This window comes from Amycolatopsis sp. NBC_01488 (assembly GCF_036227105.1).
GTDB lineage: Bacteria > Actinomycetota > Actinomycetes > Mycobacteriales > Pseudonocardiaceae > Amycolatopsis.
Map to the genome: position 1 here is coordinate 6,917,344 of NZ_CP109434.1, position 21,485 is coordinate 6,938,828.

Here is a 21,485-nt window from a genome sequence, read left to right on the forward strand (position 1 = left end):
GATTCGACAATGTCGAACATCCACACCGGGCGTTCGACAATGCCGACCGGGGTCCGTTGACCCCTGCGCACCCCGAACTTAGCTTTCACCCACCGGGGCAACGATCGGTCCTTTGTGGAGGAAGCAATGGTGCGAAACCTCAAGGCCCACGGACTCGTCGGCGAGATGGCCGCCGAGTTCGTGGGGACGATGATCCTCATCCTGTTCGGGTGCGGGGTGGTGGCGCAGGTCGTCGCCGCGGGCATCGGGGACCACGACAGCATCGCCTGGGCCTGGGGCCTCGGTGTCACGCTCGGTGTCTACGTCGCTTCGCGGATCAGCGGCGCGCACCTGAACCCCGCGGTCACCGTCGCGCTGGCCGTGTTCAAGGGCTTCGAATGGCGCAAGGTCGCCCCGTACGCCCTGGCCCAGACCGCGGGCGCGTTCCTCGCCGCGCTGCTCGTGCGCTGGAACTACACCGAGGTGCTCCACGCCAAGGACCCCGGCCTCACGATCAAGACCCAGGGCGTGTTCTCCACCCTTCCGGGTAACGGCACGCTCCCGGTGGGTGACTGGGGTGCCTTCCGCGACCAGATCATCGGCACCGCGATCCTCGTCCTGGTGATCTTCGCCATCACCGACCTGCGCAACACCTCGCCGGGCGCGAACCTGGCCCCGGTCGTCGTCGGCTTCCTGGTCGTCGCGATCGGCATGGCCTGGGGCACCGACGCCGGCTACGCGATCAACCCCGCCCGCGACTTCGGCCCGCGCCTGGCCTCCTGGCTGACCGGCTACGACACGGCGTTCACCGACCAGTACGGCTTCCCCTACTGGTGGATCCCGATCGTGGCCCCGGTGCTCGGCGCGGTGATCGGCGGCGCGATCTACAAGTTCCTGATCGAGCGCCACCTGCCCGCCGGGGAGCAGCTGGACGCCATGCCCGCCAAGGACTTCGAGCCCGCCAACTGACTTCCGCCGATCGACCGAGGAGTACCTCCATGCCTGACTACGTCGGCGCCGTTGACCAGGGCACCACGAGCACCCGCTTCATGATCTTCGACCACGGCGGCAACGAGATCGCCCGCCACCAGCTCGAGCACCAGCAGATCCTGCCCAGGCCCGGCTGGGTCGAGCACGACGCCACCGAGATCTGGGAGCGCACCCGCTCGGTCATCGCCACCGCGCTCACCAAGGCGAACCTGACGCACGGTGACCTGGCCGCGCTCGGCATCACCAACCAGCGCGAGACCACCGTCGTGTGGAACCGCCGCACCGGCCGCCCGTACTACAACGCGATCGTCTGGCAGGACACCCGCACCGACCGGATCGCCTCGGCGCTGGAGCGCGAGGGCAAGGGTGACGTCATCCGCCGCAAGGCCGGCCTCCCGCCCGCGACGTACTTCTCCGGCGGCAAGCTGCAGTGGATCCTCGAAAACGTCGACGGCGTGCGGGAGGACGCCGAGAAGGGCGACGCCCTCTTCGGCACCACCGACTCGTGGCTCATCTGGAACCTCACCGGCGGACCGGACGGCGGCGTCCACGTCACCGATCCGACCAACGCGTCGCGCACCATGCTGATGGACCTCGAAACCCTCGACTGGGACGACGAGCTGCTGTCGTTCTTCGACGTCCCGAAGCAGATGCTCCCGGCGATCCGGCCGTCGTCGAACCCCGGCTTCTTCGGCACCACCCGCGCGGACGGCCCGCTCGGCGGCGAGGTCGCGCTCACCGGCGTCCTGGGCGACCAGCAGGCGGCGACCGTCGGGCAGGTCTGCTTCCGGCCCGGCGAGGCCAAGAACACCTACGGCACCGGCAACTTCCTGCTGCTCAACACCGGTCACGAGCTGGTCCGCTCGAAGCACGGCCTGCTCACGACGCTGTGCTACCAGTTCGGCGACCAGAAGCCGGTCTACGCGCTGGAAGGCTCGATCGCCGTCACCGGGTCGGCCGTGCAGTGGCTGCGCGACCAGCTGGGCATCATCAGCGGCGCGGCGCAGAGCGAGAGCCTGGCCCGTCAGGTCGAGGACAACGGCGGCGTCTACTTCGTCCCGGCGTTCTCCGGCCTCTTCGCGCCGTACTGGCGCTCGGACGCCCGCGGCGCGATCGTCGGGCTCACCCGCGCCACGACGAACGCCCACATCGCGCGGGCCACCCTGGAAGCGATCTGCTACCAGACCCGCGACGTCGTCGAGGCGATGCAGAACGACTCCGGCGTCACGCTCGATGTGTTGCGTGTGGACGGTGGCGTGACCGCCAACGAGCTGTGCATGCAGCTGCAGGCGGACATCCTCGGCGTGCCGGTGTCGAAGCCGGTCGTCGCGGAGACCACCGCGCTCGGGGCCGCCTACGCGGCCGGGCTGGCCGTCGGCTTCTGGAAGTCGACCGACGAGCTGGAGCAGAACTGGAACGAGGACAAGCGCTGGCAGCCGACGTGGCCGGACGAGCAGCGCGCCGAGGGCTACGCGGGCTGGCAGAAGGCCGTCGGCCGCACGCTCGACTGGGTCGACGTGCAATGAACAGGAGGAGGAACACCGTGACCCCGCTTTCCCCGCAGTACCGGGCGGAGACCCTGCGGAAGCTCGCGAACGAAGAGGTCGATGTGCTGGTCGTCGGCGGGGGAGTGACCGGCGCGGGCGTCGCGCTCGACGCCGCGTCGCGCGGGCTGTCGACCGCGCTGGTCGAGGCCCGCGACTTCGCCGCCGGCACGTCCAGCCGCTCGTCCAAGCTGATCCACGGCGGCCTGCGCTACCTGGAGCAGCTGGACTTCAAGCTGGTGCGCGAAGCGCTCAAGGAACGCGGCCTGCTGCTGCAGAAGCTGGCCCCGCACCTGGTGCGGCCGGTGAAGTTCCTGGTGCCGCTGAAGCACCGGGTGTGGGAGCGCGGCTACATCGGCGCGGGCGTCACGCTGTACGACACGCTCGGCGGCGCCCGCGCGCTGCCGCGGCACCGGCACCTGTCCAGGCGCGGCGCGGGCAAGGTGGCACCGGCGCTCGCAGACGACGCGTTGATCGGCGCGATCCAGTACTACGACGCCCAGGTCGACGACGCCCGCCACACGATGACGATCGCGCGGACGGCCGCCGAACAAGGTGCTTCGGTGCTGACGCGGGCTCGCGTGACGTCGCTGCTTCGCGACGGCGAGCGAGTGGTCGGCGCGAAGGTGGTCGACCGGGAGAGCGGGGTCGAGTTCGAGATCCGCGCTCGCATCGTCGTGGCCGCCACCGGTGTCTGGAGCGACGACATGGCGGCGGCGGCGGGCATCCCGGCGCCGTTCACCGTGCGGGCGTCGAAGGGCATCCACCTCGTGGTGCCGCGGGAGAAGATCGACCTCGACACCGGGCTGATCCTGCGCACCGAGAAGAGCGTGCTGTTCGTGATCCCGTGGGGCCGGCACTGGATCGTCGGCACCACCGACACCGAGTGGGACCTCGACCGCGAGCACCCGGCGGCGAGCCGCGCGGACGTCGACTACGTGCTGGAGCACCTCAACGCCGTCCTGCGTACCCCCGTGACGCACGACGACATCGAGGGCGTCTACGCGGGACTGCGTCCGCTGCTCGCGGCGAAGTCGGCCGCGACGACGAAGCTGTCGCGGGAGCACGCGGTGGCGCACCCGGTGCCGGGCCTGGTGATCGTGGCCGGCGGCAAGTACACGACGTACCGGGTGATGGCCGCGGACGCGGTCGACGTCGTGGTCGAGGAGCTCGGCCGGCCCGCGCCGCCGTCGTGGACCGACCGGCTGCCGATCGTCGGCGCGGACGGCTACCACGAGCTGTGGGCCGACCGCGTTTCGGTCGCTTCGCGGACGGGACTGCCGCTGCCGCGCGTCGAGCACCTGCTGCAGCGGTACGGGACGCGGATCTGGAACCTCGTCGAGCTGGTCAAGGAGCAGCCTTCGCTCGGCGAGCCGATCACGGACACCTCGGAGTACCTCCGCGTCGAGGCCGTCTACGCGGTTTCGCACGAGGGCGCGCTGCACCTGGAGGACGTCCTCACCCGGCGGACGCGGATCTCGATCGAGGAGCGCGACCGCGGCGTCGCGGCGGCTCCGGTCGTCGCTTCGCTGATGGCTCCGCTGCTGGGCTGGGATGCGCACCGCACCGACCGGGAAGTGGCCAACTACCTGGCCCGGGTCGAGGCGGAGCGCTCGGCGCAGGAGGCCCCGGACGACGCGGCGGCGAACGCCACCCGCCTCGCGGCGCCGGCCCTGCTGCCGAGCTGATCCGGCGTGCTCACGGAGCCGGCACGCAGTCCAGCTCCGTGAGCACGTACCGGGCGTTGGCCGAGATGACCGGGTTGGTGTGCCGGTAGTACGGCAGCTGGATCACGGCCATCGACAGTGCCCAGCCGCGGCCGCGCGCCCAGGTCGCGTCGTCGGCGGCCACGGCGTCGCGGAAGATCTGCCGGGTGCTCCCGGACAGCAGGTTCCACGCGGGGATCAGGTCGCAGGCCGGGTCGCCGAGGCCCGCGGTGGCCCAGTCGAGGACGCCGGTCAGGCGGCCATCGGTGAGCAGCAGATTGCTCGGCATCAGGTCCGCATGCACCCAGCACGGCCGGTCTGTCCACTGGGGAGCGTCGAGGGCCTCGGCCCAGCCGGCCAGTGCCGCGTCCGCGTCGAACGGCTCGTCGGTGCGGCTCAGCTCCGTGATCGCCTGGCGCGTGGCCCGGTCGACGGCGGACAGCGGCGTCCCGCGGTAGGCCGGGGGACCGTCCGCCGGGTTCGCCCGGAGCGCGAGGACGAACTCCGCCAGATCGCGGGCCGGTGCGTCCCGGCCTTCCCGCGCGGGTTCGCCGTCGAGCCAGCGGTGCACCGCCCACGGCCACGGCCAGTCCTCGGCGGGTTCGCCCAGTGCGGCGACCTCCGGGACGGCCACCGGCAACCCGCCGAGCGCGCTCAGGATCCGGTGCTCCTTCGAGACGTCCTCGGCGGTGCGGGGCAGCCGGACCGTCAAGTCGTCCCCGAGGCGGTACACGGCGTTGACCGTGCCGCCGGAGGCCAGCGGAGTGATCGGGCGGTCGGCCCACTCCGGGAACTGCGTGCGCAGCAGCCGCCGGACGAGCGCGGTGTCGACGGCGGGCATGGGATCACCGAACCACGCACGTCAACCGGGTTTCCGTGACCCCGGGCACCCCGGATTGCACGACGATGCATGGGCGTGCATAATCATTCGCATGTCCAAGGTGCTCACTTCCCTGCCCGTCGGCGAGCGTGTCGGTATCGCCTTCTCCGGTGGCCTCGACACTTCCGTAGCGGTCGCGTGGATGCGCGACAAGGGCGCGGTGCCCTGCACCTACACCGCCGACATCGGCCAGTACGACGAGCCCGACATCGCGTCGGTGCCCGGGCGCGCACACGCCTACGGCGCGGAGATCGCCCGGCTGGTCGACTGCCGGGAAGCCCTCGTGGAAGAGGGGCTCGCGGCGCTGACGTGCGGGGCGTTCCACATCCGCTCCGGCGGCCGCAGCTACTTCAACACGACCCCGCTCGGCCGCGCGGTCACCGGCACGCTGCTGGTGCGCGCCATGCTCGAGGACGACGTCCAGATCTGGGGCGACGGCTCCACCTTCAAGGGCAACGACATCGAGCGGTTCTACCGCTACGGCCTGCTCGCCAACCCCTCCCTGCGGATCTACAAGCCGTGGCTCGACGCCGACTTCGTCACCGAGCTCGGCGGCCGCAAGGAGATGTCGGAGTGGCTGCTGGCCCACGACCTGCCCTACCGCGACAGCACCGAGAAGGCCTACTCGACCGACGCCAACATCTGGGGCGCCACGCACGAGGCGAAGTCGCTGGAGCACCTGGACACCGGCCTCGAGATCGTCAAGCCGATCATGGGCGTGGCGTTCTGGGACCCGGAGGTCGAGATCGCCACCGAGGACGTCACGATCGGCTTCGAGCAGGGCCGGCCGGTGACGATCAACGGCAAGGAGTTCGCCACCGCCGTCGACCTGGTGCTGGAGGCCAACGCCGTCGGCGGCCGCCACGGCCTGGGCATGTCCGACCAGATCGAGAACCGGATCATCGAAGCCAAGAGCCGCGGCATCTACGAGGCGCCGGGCATGGCCCTGCTGCACGCGGCCTACGAGCGGCTCGTCAACGCCATCCACAACGAGGACACCCTTGCGAGCTACCACAACCACGGACGGGAGCTCGGCCGCCTGATGTACGAAGGCCGCTGGCTGGACCCGCAGGCGATGATGCTGCGCGAGTCGCTGCAGCGCTGGGTCGGCACCGCGATCACCGGCGAGGTGACGCTGCGGCTGCGTCGCGGCGAGGACTACTCCATTGTGGACACCACGGGCCCGGCGTTCAGCTACCACCCCGACAAGCTGTCGATGGAGCGGACCGAGGACTCGGCGTTCGGCCCGGTCGACCGGATCGGCCAGCTCACCATGCGCAACCTCGACATCGCGGACTCGCGGGCCAAGCTCGAGCAGTACGCGAGCCTCGGCATGGTCGGCGGGAACTCCCACCCGAAGCTGATCGGTGCCGCCCAGGCCGCGGCGACCGGCCTGATCGGCGCGATGCCCGAGGGTGGCGCCGAGGTGATCGCCTCGCGCGGCAAGGCGGGCAACGACGAGCTGCTCGACAGCGCCGCGATGGAGTTCGGCACCGACTGACCCGCGTGCCGAAGGCCACCACGCGCGCCGTGGTGGCCTTCGGCGCGTTCAGGGGACGAGCACGACCTTGCCGGTGACGGTCCCGGATTCGGCCAGGGCCAGCGCCTTCGCCGCCTCCTCGAGCGGGATCCGCGCCGCGACCTGCGCCTCGAGCCGGCCCTGCGCCGCCAGGTCGAAGACGGCCGTCAGGTCCTCGGCGAGCCGCGCGCGGAACCGGGCGAGGTTCCGCTTGCCGCCCCAGACGTTGTAGAAGTGCGTCCGGCGGCGGTTCGGCAGCACCTTCCACCACAGCAGCCGGGCGACCAGCTTCAGCACGGCCGGCTTCGGGTTGCCGCCGGTGTCCTTGGTGGCCGCGCTGCCGTAGGCGACCAGCGTGCCGCCCGGCGCGAGCAGGCGGAACGAGTCGACGATGCCCGGGCCGCCGACGTGGTCGAAGACGGCGTCGACCCCGCCCGGCGCCAGCTCGCGCACCCGGGCCGGGACGTCGCCGCGGTAGTCGATGTGGGTCGCGCCGAGCGCGGTCACGACGTCGGCGTTGCGCGCCGAAGCCGTGCCGATCACCCGGATCCCCGCCACGCGGGCGAGCTGGACGAGCGTGGTGCCGACGCCGCCGCTCGCGCCGTGGACCAGGATCGTGCCGCCGGTCCGCACCCGCGCGATCCGGTGCAGCATCTGGTAGGCCGTGATGCCGTTGACGACGAACGTCTCGGCCTCGGCCGCGTCGAGTCCGGCGGGCACCGGGACCAGGTCGGCGGCCGGGACCACGAGGTGGCTGCTCCACCCGCCGATCTTGGTCATGGCGGCCACGCGGCGTCCGACCAGCGCGGTGTCCTCGGCTTCGAGAACGGTGCCGACGACGTCGTAGCCGGGCACGAACGGGAACGGCGGCTGGTCGTAGTACTTCCCGCGGCGCATCTGCTGCTCGGCGAACGAGATCCCGCTCGCCTCGACGCGGACGAGGGCTTCGCCGGCACCGGGCCGCGGCAGCTCGCGGTGCTCGACGCGCAGGCCGTCCGGCTCGACGAGGCCGGGGAGGACGATCTGGGTGGTGGTGGCCATGGGACTTTCCTTTCGGTGGTGAGTGATTGATCAATCACTCGATGGGCGTGAAAGAAGTGATTTGCGGGTCCGGTTCAGTTCTTGCCGGGGTGGCGGATGCCGGCGGCGAGCACCGCGGCCCAGTCGCCGGTGTGCTCGTCGAGGTCGAGGGTGGCGATCAGGTGGCAGAGCTGGCCGTAGGCGACGAACCGCTGCACCTGGTCTCCGTCGGCGCCGGAGCGCGTCAGGGCGAACTCGGTCACCTTGGCCAGCCCACGGCGGACGGCGTCGGCGATCTCCGGGGTGTCGGTCGCGGACTGGGCGTGCACCTGCAGCATCAGCAGGTTCCGGTCGGCGATCAGCTGGGCGTACGCGCCGCCCATCTCGTAGAGGATCTTTCCGGGGTCTTCGCCGTCGGCGCGGGCCGCCCCGTTCGAGAGCGCGTGCACGACCAGCTCGTAGCACCGGTCGAGCGCGGCGACGAAGAGGGAAACCTTGCCGGGGAACAACTTGAAGACGTAGGCGGGGGAGATGTCGGCCCGCGCGGCCACCGCGCTGATCGGCGTGCTGTGGTACCCGCCCCGGGCGAATTCGGCGATGGCGGCGTCGACGACGACGTCCCGCCGGGCGTCGGAGGTGGAGAGGGTGGCACCGCGCTTCGTCATGTGAGTGACTGTACACTCACTCTCGTCGGGAAGGCAACACCCGCGGTCAGTGGTCGTCGGGGGAGCCGCCCATCATCCGCAGCATCCCGGCGCCGCCGGTGCGGAGGAACCGGGCGACCAGGACCGCCGCGAGCAGCACGAACACGATGTTCAGCCACGTCGTGTAGTTCCACGACACGCCTTCCCGCAGCACCGTCGCCGAGCGCGCGGCCGGGATCAGGCCGGCGACGCCGAAGAGCAGTTCGACGAGGTACCCGGCGCCCACCATCGCGGCGTAGAACGTGCCGAGCAGCACCAGCGTCATCCGGGTGCCGTAGTACTTCCGGTAGATGTTCAGGATCGGCAGGATCAGCAGATCCGCGAAGAGGAACGCGACGACGCCGCCGAAGCTGATGCCGCCGTTCCACAGCACCGCGGCCAGCGGCACGTTGCCGATCGAGCAGACGAACGCCAGTATCGCGACGACCGGCCCGATGATCGGCCCCCACAGCGCCGACGCGACCGGGTGGCCGGTGAAGAACAGGGCCCGCCACCACGACTCCGGCACCCACGCGCCGACCGCGCCGGCGATCAGCAGCCCGATCACCAGGTCGCGCAGGATCGCCGCCCACTCCATGACGAACACGTGCGCCACCGCGGTGAAGCCGTCCGCCGAGAACAGCCGCTGCCGGAACGTGCCGGGGCCCTGGACGGACATGTCCATCGCCGCGTGGCCCTCCATCGACCCGGCGAGGCCCTTCTCCGCCTGCTCGCGGGCCTTCTCGAGGAGCCGGCGGCGGACGAAGACGCGGAACAGCACCGCCACCAGCACGATCATGATCGGGCCGCCGACGAACTCGGCCGCGGTGAACTGCCAGCCCATCAGCAGCGCCAGGATGATGCCCAGCTCGACGACCAGGTTCGTCGACCCGATCTCGAACGCCATGGCGGCGGTGAAGTGCGCGCCCCGGCGGAACAGCGACCGCGCCAGCGCGACCGCGGCGTACGAGCAGGACGACGACGCCGCGCCCAGCACCGAGGCGACGGCGAGGGTGCGCGGCCGGTCGTCGCCCATCAGCCGGACGATCGTCGACTTCCGGACGACGGCCTGGACGACGGCGCTCAGCAGGAACCCGAGGATCAGCGCCCAGAGGATCTCCCAGGTCATCGACCCGGCCAGGGCCAGCGCTTGGAGGACTTCGGCCACGAGACCGGACGCTACCCGTGCGGTGCCGCGGCTGCCACGCGAACGCGCCCGCCGCGTCCACAGTGGACGTGACGGGCGCGGCCGGCGGCGCTCAGACGCCCGCGGTGGCCGAGATCCAGTCGCGGTACTTCGTGATGTTGATGTAGGCCGTGTAGGACTGGCGGTCACTCGTCGACGCCACGCCGACCTGCCTGCCGTTCGCGTACATCGGGCCACCCGAGTCGCCGCCCGCGGTGATGCCGTCGCCGCGGTTCGCGCACACCGAGACGCCGGCCGCGCCGTCCGGGCAGTCGATCGAGGTGACGTTCACCTTCGCGACCTTCAGCAGCTGCGACTGGCACTCGATCTCCGGCTTGTCGGTGCAGGTGGCGCCCCAGCCGTAGACCTCGGCCTGGTCGCCCACCTTGACGTCGCCCTCGCTGCCGAGGGGCGCGTAGTCGGTCTGCACCTGCTGGTCGATCTGCACCAGCGAGATGTCGGCGTCCGGCGATTCGTGCACCGAAGTGGCGTTGACGGTGGTGCCCTTCGTCTGGTCCAGGTCGCCGACGTGGAAGCTGATCGCCTGGCCGTTCGCACCCTGCGTGCAGTGGCGCGCGGTGAGGATCCAGTCGGGTGCGATGATCGTCGCCGAGCAGATCTGCTGGCCGCCGGCGAACATCCGGGCCGCCGAGTGGAGTGAGTCGGCATTGCTGCCGTCGATGATGGCCGGCTGGGCGGCCAGGGACGGCGCCGCGGCCGCGAGTGCCGAGAACAGCACACCGGAGACGACGACGCCGGTTCGCGCGATACGCACTGGGGAACCTCCATCCGCGGACCGGGGTCCGGCGGTGACGTGGGGTGAGGGACGTGCCCACCGTCGCGGCTGTGGGTGAATCTCCGGAACCCGCCGATAGTCGGTTGATCCACAACGCGACTTTCGTCGTGGGCCGTCCGGCGCAGCCGCGGGCCCCGTCCGTGCTGACGCCGGTGAGTGCCTGCGAACCGGAAACTGTCACGTGTGAAAGCGCGCGTCACAAAGAACGAAGGGGCCGAAAAACCGTGAGCCGACCCATCGCGACCGGGCCCGCCGGAATCCGCCCGGCGGGCCGGGGCCGATGCCGGAATCCGGCACCGGGGAACTGCCGGGATCCGCCGAAACCGTTCCCTCCCAACGTGATCCTCCCTTCGTAGGTACCGGGTGCACGGCGGTGCGCGGAGTATTCCGTGCCACCACGTCGAATCGTCACCGGCTGGAGGACCACTTCGTGATCACCACTTCAGGAGTCCTACGTGGACTCGCGGCGGTTTCGGCCGCCGCGGCGGCCGTCGTCGCACTGCAGGCGCCCGCCACCGCGGCCGCCGCGCGGACCGATCTCGGCATCAGCATGCAGGCCCAGCAGAAGGACCAGTGGTGCTGGGACGCCAGCGGCAACACCATCGCCGGCTTCTGGGGATATTCGCTTTCCCAGACCCGGTTCTGCCAGATCGCGCACAACGAGTCGGGCAGCGACTGCGCGAACCACCAGGGTTACCTGTCCGACCAGCAACGGGTGTTCGGCTACCTCGGCTTCGCCGGTGTCGGGTCCTACGACTCGAACGGGCAGGTCCTTTCCTTCACCACCATCAAGAACCAGATCGACGCGGGACAGCCGATCGGCACCCGCATCGGCTGGCGTTCCGGCGGCGGCCACATGCACGTCCTCTACGGGTACGACAACGCGAACGGCGCGACCCGCGTGGAATACGGCGATCCGTGGCCGAACAACAGCCGCTACAACTCGATGAACTACGACACCTACCGCTCGAACACGCAATTCCGGTGGACGCACACGCTGTACGGGATCGAGGGATGAGCGTGCTGAAGAAGGCGATGGGCGCGGCCGTGCTGGCCGGCGCCGCGATGCTCACCACCACCGGCGCCGCGGGCGCGGCCACCGGCCCGGCCGGCACCCCGACCGCGGCCGACACCGCCGCGATCGGCCAGGTCACCGGCGGCCGGGCCACCCTCGACCGGCTCGCGACGACGAAGTTCCCCGGCGCCCACGCGGCCGCCGCGGCGCAGGCGGCGAAGGCCGACCCGGGCACGCAGGTCGCGGTCTACGAGCCGACGGCGGCGTTCGTCGCCGGAACCTCGGACGTCCCGGCCGCGCTCGCCTACGTCGCGGTGCCGGCGCGGGCCGGCGACGGCACGACGGCGACGGTCTGGGCCGAACGGCAGGGCGCGGCCTGGACCGTCGTCAACGTCGCGTCCGGCGACTACGAGCAGCGGTACGCCGAGGCCGCGGCCGGCGGCTACCTCCTGCACGAACCGCAGGTCAACGCCTGGTACGCGGTGCACGGCGACGCCGTGACGGCGCTGGACGGCTCGGTCACCGGCGTGGCCGCGGGCACGAAGCTGAGCGTGCCGGACTACCGCGCGGCGCTGCACCAGCGGTACGCGGACAAGCTCCCGGGCTCGGCGTACGACCGCGACGGCGCGGGCGGCGGCTACGGCGGCCGCGAGCGCGCTGTCCCGGCGACCGGCTCCGACGACGTGCTGCTGCTGCCATTCGCGCTCGGCGGTGTCCTCGTCCTGGTGGCGGGCGCCGTCGTCGTGCCACGGCTGCGGCGCCGGTAGGTCCGCGTGGGGCCGCCGACGAGCCCGGCGGCCCCTTGGCAGGTGATCATGATCAGGGCACAATGCGCCATGCCCGTTCCCACGGCCGTCCAGCCGGAACCGGCGCGGTTGACCGGATCGGACCTCGCGCTGGTCGAGGCGCTGCAGCGCGACCCCCGGGCACCGTGGACGCGGATCGCTGCCGCCGTCGGCACCGACGCGACGACGGCCGCGCGCCGCTGGGACCGGCTGCAGGCGGCCGGGCTGGCCTGGCTCACCGCGTACGCCACCGCCCCGACGACCACGGTCGGCTACGTCGACCTGGCCTGCCGCCCGGACGCGCTGACCGAACTGACCCGCGAGCTGTGCGGCTGGCCGCCGGTGTTCAGCGTCGAGCGCACGACCAGCCGGTTCTCGCTGTTCCTCTCCCTGGCGGCCCGCGACCTCGATGCGCTGGACGAGCTGGTCACCGGCCGGGTCGGCGCCCTGCCCGGCGTGCGCGAGGTCCGGTTCGCCGTCGTCACCCGCGTCTACCGCGAAGGCAGCGGCTGGCTGGTGAACGCGCTGGCCCCGGAACAGCGCGCGGCGCTCGACGAGACGGCGGTGCAGGCCCGGCTGGTCGTCCCGCAGCAGTGGGACGACCGGGACCTGCGCGCGCTGGTCGAGTCCCTCGGCGAGGACGGCCGCCGCAGCTACGCCGAGCTGGCCCGCGACTGCCGGATGAGCGAGTCGGCGGTGCGCCGCACGCTCGCGCGGATGCTGCGCAACCACGAGCTGGACTTCCGCTGCGACCTCGCGCACGTCCCGGCGGGCTGGCCGGTGATCGCGGGCTACCGCCTCGACATCGCGGCGGACGACCTCGACCGCGCCGGGACGGCGATCGCGCAGCTGCCGGAGACGCGGCTGTCGGCGGCGGTGGTCGGAGCGGGCAACCTGGTGGTCTCGGCGTGGCTGCGGGAACCGGCCGGCTGCACGGGCTACGAGACGCGGCTCGCGGCCGCCGCACCGGGCGCCCGCGTGCTCGACCGCGCGATCACGCTGCGGATGCCGAAGCGGATGGGCCGCCTGCTCAGCCCGCACGGTCTCGGCGGGACCCACCAGGCGATCATCCCCGCCCGCTGACGGCGCCGAGACCGGCCGGCTGATGACCACCCACCACACACCGCGGCGCAGCGCGAGATCGGCGCGCTCGTCCTGGATGGCCAGGGCTGGGGAATAGGCGGCACCCGGTGCCGCCGCGGTGGATGCGCGACTTCCGGCGCGACGCGGCCGCGTAGGGTCGGAGGCGGGGAACCGGCACTGTGGAGGAACGTTTGGGCGAGCAGAACTGGGCCGGGAACCTCGGCTACACCGCGGACTCGGTGCCGACTCCGCGGACCGTCGAGGAAGTACGGGAAGCCGTCGCGGCCGCGACGCACGTCAAGGCCCTGGGCAGCCGTCACTGCTTCAACGACATCGCGGACTCGCCCGGCGGTGTCCTGCTGGACCTGCGCGCACTCGACGTCCCGGTGGAGATCGGCGACGGGACGGTGACCGTCGGCGGGTCCGCGCGCTACGGCGACTTCGCCGGACAGCTGCACGCCGCCGGGTTCGCGCTGCCGAACCTGGCGTCGCTGCCGCACATCACGGTGGCCGGCAGCGTCGCGACCGGCACCCACGGCTCCGGGCGCGGGCAGCCGGGACTCGGCTCGGCGGTGTCGGCGATCGAGCTGGTCACCGCGAACGGCGAGCTGCGGACGTTCACCCGCGCCCACACCGAGTTCCCCGGGCTGGTCGTCGGCCTCGGCGCGTTCGGCGTCGTCACGCGGATCACCCTGGACGTCGTGCCCACGTTCGACGTCCGCCAGGACGTCTTCGACGGCTTGCCCTGGGAGGCCGCGTACCGGCACTTCGACGAGATCGAGGACTCGGGCTACAGCGTCAGCATGTTCACGAACTGGGCGAACGACGCGATCGACCAGGTCTGGGTCAAGTCGCGGGTCGACGCGTTCACCGAGCGGACCGGCCTGTTCGGCGCGGTGCCCGCCGACGGCCCGCGGCACCCGGCGCACGCGGCCGGGATCTCCGCCGACAACGGCACGCCGCAGGGTGGGGTGCCGGGTCCGTGGCACGAGCGGCTGCCGCACTTCGCACTCGCGTTCACCCCGAGCGTCGGTGACGAGCTGCAGTCGGAGTACTTCGTGCCCTACGAGGACGCGGTGGCGGCCGTGCGGGCCGTCCGCGGGATCGGTGAGCTGCTGGCTCCGTTGCTGCTGGTGTCGGAGATCCGCGCGATCGCGGGCGACGAGCTGTGGCTGAGCCCGTGCCACGGCGGCGACCGGGTCGCGCTGCACTTCACCTGGCAGCCGCGGCAGCCCGAGGTCGAGGCGGTGCTCCCGATCCTCGAGGAGCGACTGGCGCCGTTCGGTGCGCGGCCGCACTGGGGCAAGCTCTTCCACCGGGTCGGGTCGTATCCGCGGCGGAGAGATTTCCGGGCGCTGGCCACGGAACTCGACCCCGGCGGGAAGTTCCGGAACCCCTTCCTGGAGCGGCGCGTCTTCGGCGGTTAGCCCGCCGGCGGGGCCGTGGTCGCGCGGACGATCAGGTACGTGTCGAGCACCTGGGTCGTCTGCTCGTCCGCGGTACCGTCCAGGAGATCCAGCAGGATCGTCACCGCCGCCCGGCCGGCCGCCTCCGTCGGCATCGCGATCGTCGTCAGCGGCGGGGCCGAGATCGCCGCGAAGACCAGGTCGTCGAAGCCGACCAGGCTGATCTCGTCCGGCACCGGCACGCCGCGGGCGTTGAGCCGCGCGAGGGCCCCGAAGGCGACCAGGTCGTTGTACGCGACGATCGCCGTCACGTCCGCGGCCAGGGCCAGGTCCGCGCCCTGCAGGCCGCCCTCGAACACCGGCGGGAACGGCCCGAACTCGACGACCTCGGTACCGTGCCGCTCGGCCGCCTCCGCCAGGCCCGCCCGGCGCGCGCGGTTCGCCCACGCCATGCGCGGCCCGCCGAGGTAGGCGCAGCGGCGGTGACCCAGCGCGGCGAGGTGCTCGATCGCCTGGCGCATCCCGTCGGCCGCGTCCATCACGATCGACGGGATCCCCGGCACCTCGCGGTTGAGCAGCACCAGCGTCGTCTGGCCGGCGAGCGCGCGCAGCTGGTCGTCGGTCATGCTCGGGCTGCCCAGCACGACACCGTCGACCTGCCGGGCCATCCGCCGGACCAGGTTCTGCTCGGTCGCCGGGTCCTGGTCGCTGCTCGCGAACAGCACCGCGACGTCGTCCTGCCGCGCGCGGGCCTGGACGCCGTCGAGCACGCCGGTGAAGAACGGGTTGCCGAGGTCCGACACGACGATGCCGATGTGCCCGGTGCGGGCGGCGGGCTGCACGGTCCCGACGGCGTGGTACCCGAGTTCGCTCGCCGCGGCCAGCACCCGGCTGCGCGTCTGGTGCCGGACCAGATCCGGCGACGTGAACGCGCGCGACACGGTCGAGATCGACACGTTGGCCCGGCGGGCGACGTCGTGAATGGTCACGCTCACGGCTACTCCTCGGCAGGCTCCTGCCACATCATGGAAACGCCCGGCAGCGTTGTCAACAACGGATCGCCTTGCGGCAGCGGGAATCCGGCCGCCGCAGGGCCATTCGGCTGGGCTTGGGATGAAAACCCTGCAAATCGTTGACCGGGTTTTGCTGCAAATCGTAGAACGGAGTCTCCGCCGCGTTCCCCGCTTCCGGGGCGCGGGTCCCCACCCCCTTCGAGGTGCCTGATGACCAGGAAGTCCCTGCGAGTTTTCGGAACCGCCGCCCTCGCCGCGGCGATGGCCGTCGCCGTCCCCACCGGCGTCGCGCACGCGGCCTACGAGAGTTCCCCCGTCGGCTACGGCGCCGGCACGACCGGCGGCGCGGGCGGCGAGACCGTCACCGTGACGACGGCGTCGGCGTTCACCAGCGCGGTGGCCGATTCCACGGCCCGCACGGTCCGGGTGAGCGGGAAGATCACCCTGGCGAGCAAGGCGCTGGTGAAGATCGGGTCCAACAAGACGATCCTCGGCGTCGGGTCCGGCTCGGGCTTCACCGGCGGCGGCCTCGCGGTGGACAAGTCGTCGAACGTGATCATCCGCAACCTGGCCATTTCCAAGGCGGTCGGCACCGACGCGATCCAGATCCAGCGCGGCGCGACCCGGGTGTGGATCGACCACAACGACCTGTCTTCCGACCTCGACCACGGCAAGGACTACTACGACGGCCTGCTCGACATCACCCACGGCGCGGACGCGATCACCGTGTCCTGGAACAAGTTCCACGACCACTACAAGGTGTCTCTGGTCGGGCACAGCGACAGCAACGCGGCCGAGGACACCGGCAAGCTGCACGTGACCTACAGCCACAACTGGTTCGAGAACGTGAACTCGCGGCTGCCGAGCCTGCGGTTCGGCACCGGGCACGCCTACGACAACTATTTCCACTCGGTCGCCGATTCCGCCGTGCATTCGCGGATGAACGCGCAGTTCCTCGCCCAGAACAACGTCTTCGAAGCCACGAAGGTGTGCCTCGAAACGACCGGTGACAGCGACGTCGACGGCTACCTGAACGAGTCGGGCAACTCGTTCGGCGGTTGCACGAACAAGATCACGCGCACCGGGAGCATGACGAAGGCGCCGTATTCCTTCACGCTGGAGCCGACTTCGACGGTCAAGGCGACCGTGACCGCCGGTGCGGGCGTCGGCCGGATCTGAACGGGCCGCCGGTTCGAGTAAGCGCTTACTCGAACCGGCCACCGCCGATCGGAGTACCCCATTTTCGACGAATTCGAAGACGTGTCCCGCGTATTGACACACTTGTCGCGAACGCCCTACCGTGACGACCGGAAGTTTCTCCCGAACTGCCCATTCGTCAGTTCCCGTGCGGCCTGGCCCGGCCGCGCCGATCGGAGACCCATGTCGGGGAGCAGGCGCCGCACCGTCGCGGACCGGCCGAGGCTGGCCGTGGTCGGCACGTCCGGCTACGCGTTCAGCTACCTGCACCGCGCCCGCATCCTGCACGACGAAGGCCTGGTGCGGTTCGCCGGCATGGCCGACGTCCGGGTGCCTTCGGCCGCCGCGGTCGCGCTGCTGCCCGAAGGCGGCACCGCGCACGTCGGGGTCGACGACCTGCTTCGCCACTGCCGTCCCGACATCACCGTGGTCGCCACCCCGCCGCACGCCCACGTCCGCGTCGGCGGGGCGGTGCTGCGGGCGGGCGGCGACCTCCTGCTGGAAACCCCGCCGGTGCTCGACCTGGCCGGGTTCCGGACGCTGTCCCGGCTGGCCGCGGAGAACGGTTCGGCGTGCCAGACCGGCTTCCAGAGCTTCGGCTCCCCGGCGCTGCCGGTGCTGCGGGCGGCGATCGCGGCCGGGAAGCTCGGCGAGGTGGTGGGGGTCGGCGCGGCCGGTGCGTGGATCCGCACCGACGCCTACTACCGCCGCAACCCGTGGGCGGGCCGCCGGTGGCTGGACGGCGAAGCCGTGGTCGACGGCGCGCTGACCAACCCGTTCTCCCACGCGGTGGCCACGGCCCTGCTGGTGGGCGGGGTCGGCGGGCGCGATCCGGCCGAGATCGCCCTGGAGCTGTACGGCACGCGCGACATCGAGGCCGACGACACGGCGTGCCTGCGCATCCGCTTCGACCGCGGCCCCGAGATCGTCGTCGCGGCGTCGCTGTGCGCCGAGCAGGACCACGAGCCGTACGTGGTGGTGCACGGCGCCAAGGGGCGCGCGAAGTTCTGGTACAAGAGCCACCGGCTGGAGCTCGACGACGAGCGCGTGCACCTCGGCGAACCGGTGGACCTGCTGCGGAACCTGGTCGCCCACCACCGCGACCCGGCGGGGGTGCCGCTGCTCGCGCCGCTGCCGGCCACCCGCGCGTTCGCCTCGGTGGTCGAGGCGGTGCGGGACGCGCCGTCGCCGGCCCGGATCCCGGCGGGCTGGATCCGCACGGCCGGCGAAGGGGGCAGCAGGCATCCCGTGGTCCGGGGGATCGGCGAGGAGGTCGCCGTCGCCGCCGACCGGCTGGCGCTGTTCTCCGAGATCGGCGTCCCGTGGGCGAGCGCGGTCCGCCCGGGCGCGGAACGCACCGGGTAGGGCCGCCCCGGTGCCCTTGCGCTGACAGCCCCGCGCCCACCCGGTTGCTGTAAGCGCTTTCTCGCGCTGCCCAAGTGGCGGAAAAGCCGTTGCTGCACAAGGGTTATTGCCCCGATTCGCCCGTTGACACGAGCCACGCGCACTGCCTACCGTGAGCGCGCTGACAGCGTTTTCAGAAAGTGCTGACCGGCTGAGAACGGAGAGCTCGATGCGTCGGACAACTGAACGGCGGACCTTCGTCGCGCTGGCCGCGGTGGTGCCGCTGCTGCTGACCGGGGTGGCCGCGTGCGGCTCGGACTCGGGCGGCGGCGGGGACGTGACGATCACGTTCGTGTGGTGGGGCAGCGACGGCCGGGCGAGCCTGACGAAGAAGGCCGTCGACCTGTTCCAGCAGAAGAACCCGAAGATCAAGGTGCAGACGTCGTTCTCGGCGTACGCGGCCTACTGGGAGAAGCTGGCGACGCAGACGGCGGGCGGCAAGCCGCCGGACGTGCTCAACGTCGACACGCGCTACCTCGCCGAGTACGGCGGCCGGGGCGTCCTGGCCGACCTGAACCAGGGCGCGGGCAAGGCGATCTCGCTGGCCGACGTCAACCCCGAGCTGGCGGCGACCGGCGTCTACCAGGGCAAGCGGTACGCCGTGCCGTGGGCGCAGAACACGCCGGCGATGCTCTACGACCCGGCCGCGTTCACCGCGGCGGGCGCGGACCCGGCGAAGGGCCTGACCTGGGACCAGTTCGCCGACGCGACCCAGAAGGTGAGCGCCGCCGGCGGTCCCCGCGGCACGACCGACTTCGGGATCCTCGACACGACCCTGGAGATCTGGCTGCGCCAGCAGGGCAAGCAGTTCTACTCGCCGGAGGGCAAGCTCGGCTTCACCGCCGACGACCTGCGCCGGTACTGGCAGCTCGCGGGCCGGTTCCGCGACGCCAAGGGCGCGTCCCCGGCCGACGTCACGGCGTCGTACAACACCTCGCCCGAGCAGTCGCCGCTGGGCAAGAAGCTGACCAGCTCCGAGTTCGCCTACGACAACCTCCTGCCCGCGTACCAGAAGGCGAACGGCAAGCCGCTGAACGTGGCGCCGTACCCGACCGGCGCGAGCGGGACCAACGGGCAGTACCGGCGCCCGTCGATGTTCCTGTCGGTGTCGGCCCGCAGCCGGCAGCAGGAGGCGTCCGCGAAGCTGGTCGACTTCCTGGTCAACGACCCCGAGGTGGGCAAGATCGTCGGCACCGACCGCGGGCTCGCGCCGAACCTCAAGGTCCGCGCCCAGCTCGCGACGTCGGCGAAGGGCGCCGACAAGACGCTCTACGACTACGAAGCCGCCCTCGAACCGAAGCTCGGCGCGGCCCCGCCGGTGCCGCCCAAGGGGGCGGGCGCGATCCAGAAGCTCCTCCAGCGCACCTACGAGGAAGTCGCGTTCGGCCGGATGAGCGTCGACGACGCGGTCGGCCGGTTCATGTCCGAAGCCGAGAAGGACCTGGCCTAGCCGATGACGACCGTACGCACCCCGGACCCGCCGGTCGCCCCGGAGGCGACCGCGCGCGTCCGGCGCCGGGACCGGCCGGCCGGTCGCCGCCGCAAGAGCCAGCCGGTGGCCTTCGCGTTCCTGACGCCGTGGCTGCTCGGCGCGGTGACGCTGACCGTCGGCCCGATGGTCGTCTCGCTCTACCTGTCCTTCACCGACTACGACCTGTTCACCGCGCCGAAGTGGGTCGGCTTCGGCAACTTCGCGCACATGTTCACCGACGACGACCGCTACCTGCAGTCGGTGAAGGTGACCCTGATCTACGTCCTGGTCTCGGTGCCGCTGAAGCTCACGGTGTCGCTGCTGGTCGCCATGCTGCTCAACACCCGCCGCGGCGCGGGTGGCTTCTACCGGGCCGCGTTCTACGCGCCGTCGCTGCTCGGTGCGAGCGTCGCGGCGGCGCTGGTCTGGCGGGCGCTGTTCATGGGCGGCGGTCCAGTCAACGACGTCCTGGCCTCCCTCGGCTGGCACACGCCCAGCTGGGTCGACGACCCGCGGTTCAGCCTCGCTTCGATCGTGCTGCTCGGGGTCTGGCAGTTCGGCGCGCCGATGGTGATCTTCCTGGCCGGGCTCAAGCAGATCCCGGCCGAGCTGCACGAGGCGGCCGCCATCGACGGGGCAGGCGCGGTCCGCCGGTTCCGGCACATCACGCTGCCGATGCTCTCGCCGGTGATCTTCTTCAACCTGGTGATGGAGGCCATCCACGCCTTCCAGGCGTTCACCCCGGCGTTCGTGATCGGCGGCGGCCACGGCGGGCCGGCCGACGCGGACCTGTTCTACACGCTCTACCTGTTCGAGGTCGGCTTCCAGGACTTCCACATGGGCTACGCGTCCGCGATGGCGTGGGTGCTGCTGGCGGTGATCGCGATCGTCACGGCGATCGTGTTCCGGACGGCGAAGCTGTGGGTGTTCTACGACGATGCCCAGGAGCGCTCATGACTGTGCTGCCCCGCACGGCCCGCTCGGTCGGCTGGCACGTCCTGTGCCTGGCGGGGGTCGCCGTGGTGCTCTACCCGCTGGTGTGGCTGGCCTTCGCGTCGGTCAAGCCGCCGGACGAGATTCTCTCGCGGCTCTCGCTGCTGCCCACCCGGTTCGTCTTCGACGGCTACACGAAGGGCTGGGAAGGCGCGGCGGACGTCGGGTTCGGCCGCTTCTTCCTCAACTCCGTCCTCGTCGCCGGATTGTCGGTGGTCGCGAACGTGCTCTCGTGTTCCTTGGCCGCGTTCGCCTTCGCGCGGCTGAAGTTCCGGTTCCGCGGCGCGCTGTTCGCGTTCATGATCACCACGCTGATGCTGCCCTACCACGTCACGCTCATCCCGCAGTACGTGATCTTCCAGCAGGCCGGCCTGGTCAACACGTTCGTTCCGCTGATCCTGCCGAAGCTGCTGGGCACCGAGGCGTTCTTCGTGTTCCTGATCGTCCAGTTCATGCGCGGCATCCCGCGCGAGCTGGACGAAGCCGCGACCATCGACGGCTGCTCGGTCTACCGGACGTTCTGGCACGTCGTGCTGCCGCTGTCGAAACCGGCACTGGTGACGACGTCGATCTTCACGTTCATCTGGACGTGGAACGACTTCTTCACGCAGATGGTCTACCTCAACGACACGGAGAAGTTCACCGTGCCGCTCGGCCTGCGGCTGTTCGTGGACACCAGCAGCGAGTCGAACTTCGGCGCGATGTTCGCCATGTCGGCCCTCGCGCTCGTCCCGATCGTGCTCTTCTTCCTCGCCTTCCAGCGCCTGCTGGTCGAAGGCGTCAGCACCAGCGGCCTGAAGGGGTGACGGGCGTGC

Annotated in this window: 19 protein-coding genes; 13 read left to right on the forward strand and 6 right to left on the reverse strand. The window is 71.3% G+C overall.

Going from position 1 to position 21,485, the window contains the following annotated elements:
- The first annotated feature begins 126 nt into the window (after window positions 1–126).
- From OG738_RS32900 to glpD, 3 genes are read left to right on the forward strand one after another with little or no spacing between them, the layout of a single operon-like run.
- Window positions 127–948, forward strand: a complete 822-nt coding sequence (locus tag OG738_RS32900) for an MIP/aquaporin family protein (protein ID WP_329046875.1) — start codon at window positions 127–129, stop codon at window positions 946–948.
- A 29-nt stretch (window positions 949–977) separates the two neighbouring features.
- On the forward strand, window positions 978–2,495 hold the full coding sequence (gene glpK, locus OG738_RS32905) for a glycerol kinase GlpK (RefSeq protein WP_329046878.1): 1,518 nt from the start codon (window positions 978–980) through the stop codon (window positions 2,493–2,495).
- Window positions 2,492–4,201, forward strand: a complete 1,710-nt coding sequence (gene glpD, locus OG738_RS32910) for a glycerol-3-phosphate dehydrogenase (protein WP_329046880.1) — start codon at window positions 2,492–2,494, stop codon at window positions 4,199–4,201. Before glpK ends, glpD begins: the two co-directional genes overlap by 4 nt.
- 10 nt (window positions 4,202–4,211) lie before the next feature.
- On the opposite strand, the gene OG738_RS32915 is transcribed toward glpD, so the two are convergent.
- Window positions 4,212–5,060 carry an aminoglycoside phosphotransferase family protein gene (locus tag OG738_RS32915; RefSeq protein WP_329046882.1) on the reverse strand — a complete coding sequence of 283 codons (849 nt, stop codon included), beginning with the start codon at window positions 5,058–5,060 and terminating at the stop codon, window positions 4,212–4,214.
- Window positions 5,061–5,151: 91 nt separating this feature from the next.
- Here OG738_RS32915 and argG point away from each other — a divergent pair, with 91 nt between their 5' ends.
- Window positions 5,152–6,600, forward strand: coding sequence for an argininosuccinate synthase (gene argG, locus OG738_RS32920; RefSeq protein ID WP_329046884.1), 1,449 nt, complete (start codon window positions 5,152–5,154; stop codon window positions 6,598–6,600).
- Between the two features lie 48 nt (window positions 6,601–6,648).
- Here the strand turns inward: argG and OG738_RS32925 are convergent, their stop codons facing one another.
- The 4 genes from OG738_RS32925 to OG738_RS32940 form a co-directional block, all read right to left on the reverse strand.
- Entirely contained in the window at window positions 6,649–7,659 is a 1,011-nt protein-coding gene (locus OG738_RS32925) for a medium chain dehydrogenase/reductase family protein (RefSeq protein WP_329046886.1), read from the reverse strand.
- A gap of 74 nt (window positions 7,660–7,733) precedes the next feature.
- The gene (locus OG738_RS32930) at window positions 7,734–8,303 is read right to left on the reverse strand and encodes a TetR/AcrR family transcriptional regulator (RefSeq protein WP_329046888.1); all 570 of its coding nucleotides are present in this window, start codon (window positions 8,301–8,303) and stop codon (window positions 7,734–7,736) included.
- Window positions 8,304–8,349: 46 nt separating this feature from the next.
- On the reverse strand, window positions 8,350–9,489 hold the full coding sequence (locus OG738_RS32935; protein ID WP_329046890.1) for a permease: 1,140 nt from the start codon (window positions 9,487–9,489) through the stop codon (window positions 8,350–8,352).
- Between the two features lie 91 nt (window positions 9,490–9,580).
- Window positions 9,581–10,282 (reverse strand): S1 family peptidase, encoded by a 702-nt coding sequence (locus tag OG738_RS32940; protein ID WP_329046892.1) that lies wholly within the window; start codon window positions 10,280–10,282, stop codon window positions 9,581–9,583.
- 451 nt (window positions 10,283–10,733) lie between these two features.
- Between OG738_RS32940 and OG738_RS32945 the strand changes: the two genes are divergently transcribed.
- From OG738_RS32945 to OG738_RS32960, 4 genes are all read left to right on the forward strand, one after another.
- Window positions 10,734–11,321 carry a papain-like cysteine protease family protein gene (locus tag OG738_RS32945; RefSeq protein WP_329046893.1) on the forward strand — a complete coding sequence of 196 codons (588 nt, stop codon included), beginning with the start codon at window positions 10,734–10,736 and terminating at the stop codon, window positions 11,319–11,321.
- The gene (locus tag OG738_RS32950) at window positions 11,318–12,085 is read left to right on the forward strand and encodes a hypothetical protein (protein ID WP_329046895.1); all 768 of its coding nucleotides are present in this window, start codon (window positions 11,318–11,320) and stop codon (window positions 12,083–12,085) included. Before OG738_RS32945 ends, OG738_RS32950 begins: the two co-directional genes overlap by 4 nt.
- Window positions 12,086–12,154: 69 nt before the next feature.
- The gene (locus tag OG738_RS32955; protein ID WP_329046897.1) at window positions 12,155–13,186 is read left to right on the forward strand and encodes an Lrp/AsnC family transcriptional regulator; all 1,032 of its coding nucleotides are present in this window, start codon (window positions 12,155–12,157) and stop codon (window positions 13,184–13,186) included.
- A 191-nt stretch (window positions 13,187–13,377) separates the two neighbouring features.
- Window positions 13,378–14,613, forward strand: coding sequence for an FAD-binding protein (locus tag OG738_RS32960; protein ID WP_329056912.1), 1,236 nt, complete (start codon window positions 13,378–13,380; stop codon window positions 14,611–14,613).
- On the opposite strand, the gene OG738_RS32965 is transcribed toward OG738_RS32960, so the two are convergent.
- The gene (locus OG738_RS32965) at window positions 14,610–15,587 is read right to left on the reverse strand and encodes a LacI family DNA-binding transcriptional regulator (RefSeq protein ID WP_329046899.1); all 978 of its coding nucleotides are present in this window, start codon (window positions 15,585–15,587) and stop codon (window positions 14,610–14,612) included. The two genes, OG738_RS32960 and OG738_RS32965, sit on opposite strands and share 4 nt — an antisense overlap.
- 228 nt (window positions 15,588–15,815) lie before the next feature.
- Here OG738_RS32965 and OG738_RS32970 point away from each other — a divergent pair, with 228 nt between their 5' ends.
- From OG738_RS32970 to OG738_RS32990, 5 genes are all read left to right on the forward strand, one after another.
- Window positions 15,816–16,784: a pectate lyase family protein gene (locus OG738_RS32970; protein WP_329046901.1), complete on the forward strand. Its 969-nt coding sequence runs from the start codon at window positions 15,816–15,818 to the stop codon at window positions 16,782–16,784.
- A 201-nt stretch (window positions 16,785–16,985) separates the two neighbouring features.
- The gene (locus OG738_RS32975) at window positions 16,986–18,167 is read left to right on the forward strand and encodes a Gfo/Idh/MocA family protein (RefSeq protein WP_329046902.1); all 1,182 of its coding nucleotides are present in this window, start codon (window positions 16,986–16,988) and stop codon (window positions 18,165–18,167) included.
- A gap of 208 nt (window positions 18,168–18,375) precedes the next feature.
- Window positions 18,376–19,656, forward strand: coding sequence for an ABC transporter substrate-binding protein (locus OG738_RS32980; protein ID WP_329046904.1), 1,281 nt, complete (start codon window positions 18,376–18,378; stop codon window positions 19,654–19,656).
- A gap of 3 nt (window positions 19,657–19,659) precedes the next feature.
- Entirely contained in the window at window positions 19,660–20,634 is a 975-nt protein-coding gene (locus OG738_RS32985; RefSeq protein ID WP_329046906.1) for a carbohydrate ABC transporter permease, read from the forward strand.
- Window positions 20,631–21,476 (forward strand): carbohydrate ABC transporter permease, encoded by an 846-nt coding sequence (locus OG738_RS32990; RefSeq protein WP_329046908.1) that lies wholly within the window; start codon window positions 20,631–20,633, stop codon window positions 21,474–21,476. Before OG738_RS32985 ends, OG738_RS32990 begins: the two co-directional genes overlap by 4 nt.
- Window positions 21,477–21,485: the final 9 nt, after the last annotated feature.

What these genes read in the sequence shown, in the direction of transcription:
- OG738_RS32900 (WP_329046875.1), top strand. Translation starts at nt 127, where the DNA reads ATGGTGCGAAACCTCAAGGCCCACGGACTCGTCGGCGAGATGGCCGCC.
- glpK (WP_329046878.1), top strand. Translation starts at nt 978, where the DNA reads ATGCCTGACTACGTCGGCGCCGTTGACCAGGGCACCACGAGCACCCGC.
- glpD (WP_329046880.1), top strand. Translation starts at nt 2,492, where the DNA reads ATGAACAGGAGGAGGAACACCGTGACCCCGCTTTCCCCGCAGTACCGG.
- OG738_RS32915 (WP_329046882.1), bottom strand. Translation starts at nt 5,060, where the DNA reads ATGCCCGCCGTCGACACCGCGCTCGTCCGGCGGCTGCTGCGCACGCAG.
- argG (WP_329046884.1), top strand. Translation starts at nt 5,152, where the DNA reads ATGTCCAAGGTGCTCACTTCCCTGCCCGTCGGCGAGCGTGTCGGTATC.
- OG738_RS32925 (WP_329046886.1), bottom strand. Translation starts at nt 7,659, where the DNA reads ATGGCCACCACCACCCAGATCGTCCTCCCCGGCCTCGTCGAGCCGGAC.
- OG738_RS32930 (WP_329046888.1), bottom strand. Translation starts at nt 8,303, where the DNA reads ATGACGAAGCGCGGTGCCACCCTCTCCACCTCCGACGCCCGGCGGGAC.
- OG738_RS32950 (WP_329046895.1), top strand. Translation starts at nt 11,318, where the DNA reads ATGAGCGTGCTGAAGAAGGCGATGGGCGCGGCCGTGCTGGCCGGCGCC.
- OG738_RS32955 (WP_329046897.1), top strand. Translation starts at nt 12,155, where the DNA reads ATGCCCGTTCCCACGGCCGTCCAGCCGGAACCGGCGCGGTTGACCGGA.
- OG738_RS32970 (WP_329046901.1), top strand. Translation starts at nt 15,816, where the DNA reads ATGACCAGGAAGTCCCTGCGAGTTTTCGGAACCGCCGCCCTCGCCGCG.
- OG738_RS32975 (WP_329046902.1), top strand. Translation starts at nt 16,986, where the DNA reads ATGTCGGGGAGCAGGCGCCGCACCGTCGCGGACCGGCCGAGGCTGGCC.
- OG738_RS32980 (WP_329046904.1), top strand. Translation starts at nt 18,376, where the DNA reads ATGCGTCGGACAACTGAACGGCGGACCTTCGTCGCGCTGGCCGCGGTG.
- OG738_RS32985 (WP_329046906.1), top strand. Translation starts at nt 19,660, where the DNA reads ATGACGACCGTACGCACCCCGGACCCGCCGGTCGCCCCGGAGGCGACC.
- OG738_RS32990 (WP_329046908.1), top strand. Translation starts at nt 20,631, where the DNA reads ATGACTGTGCTGCCCCGCACGGCCCGCTCGGTCGGCTGGCACGTCCTG.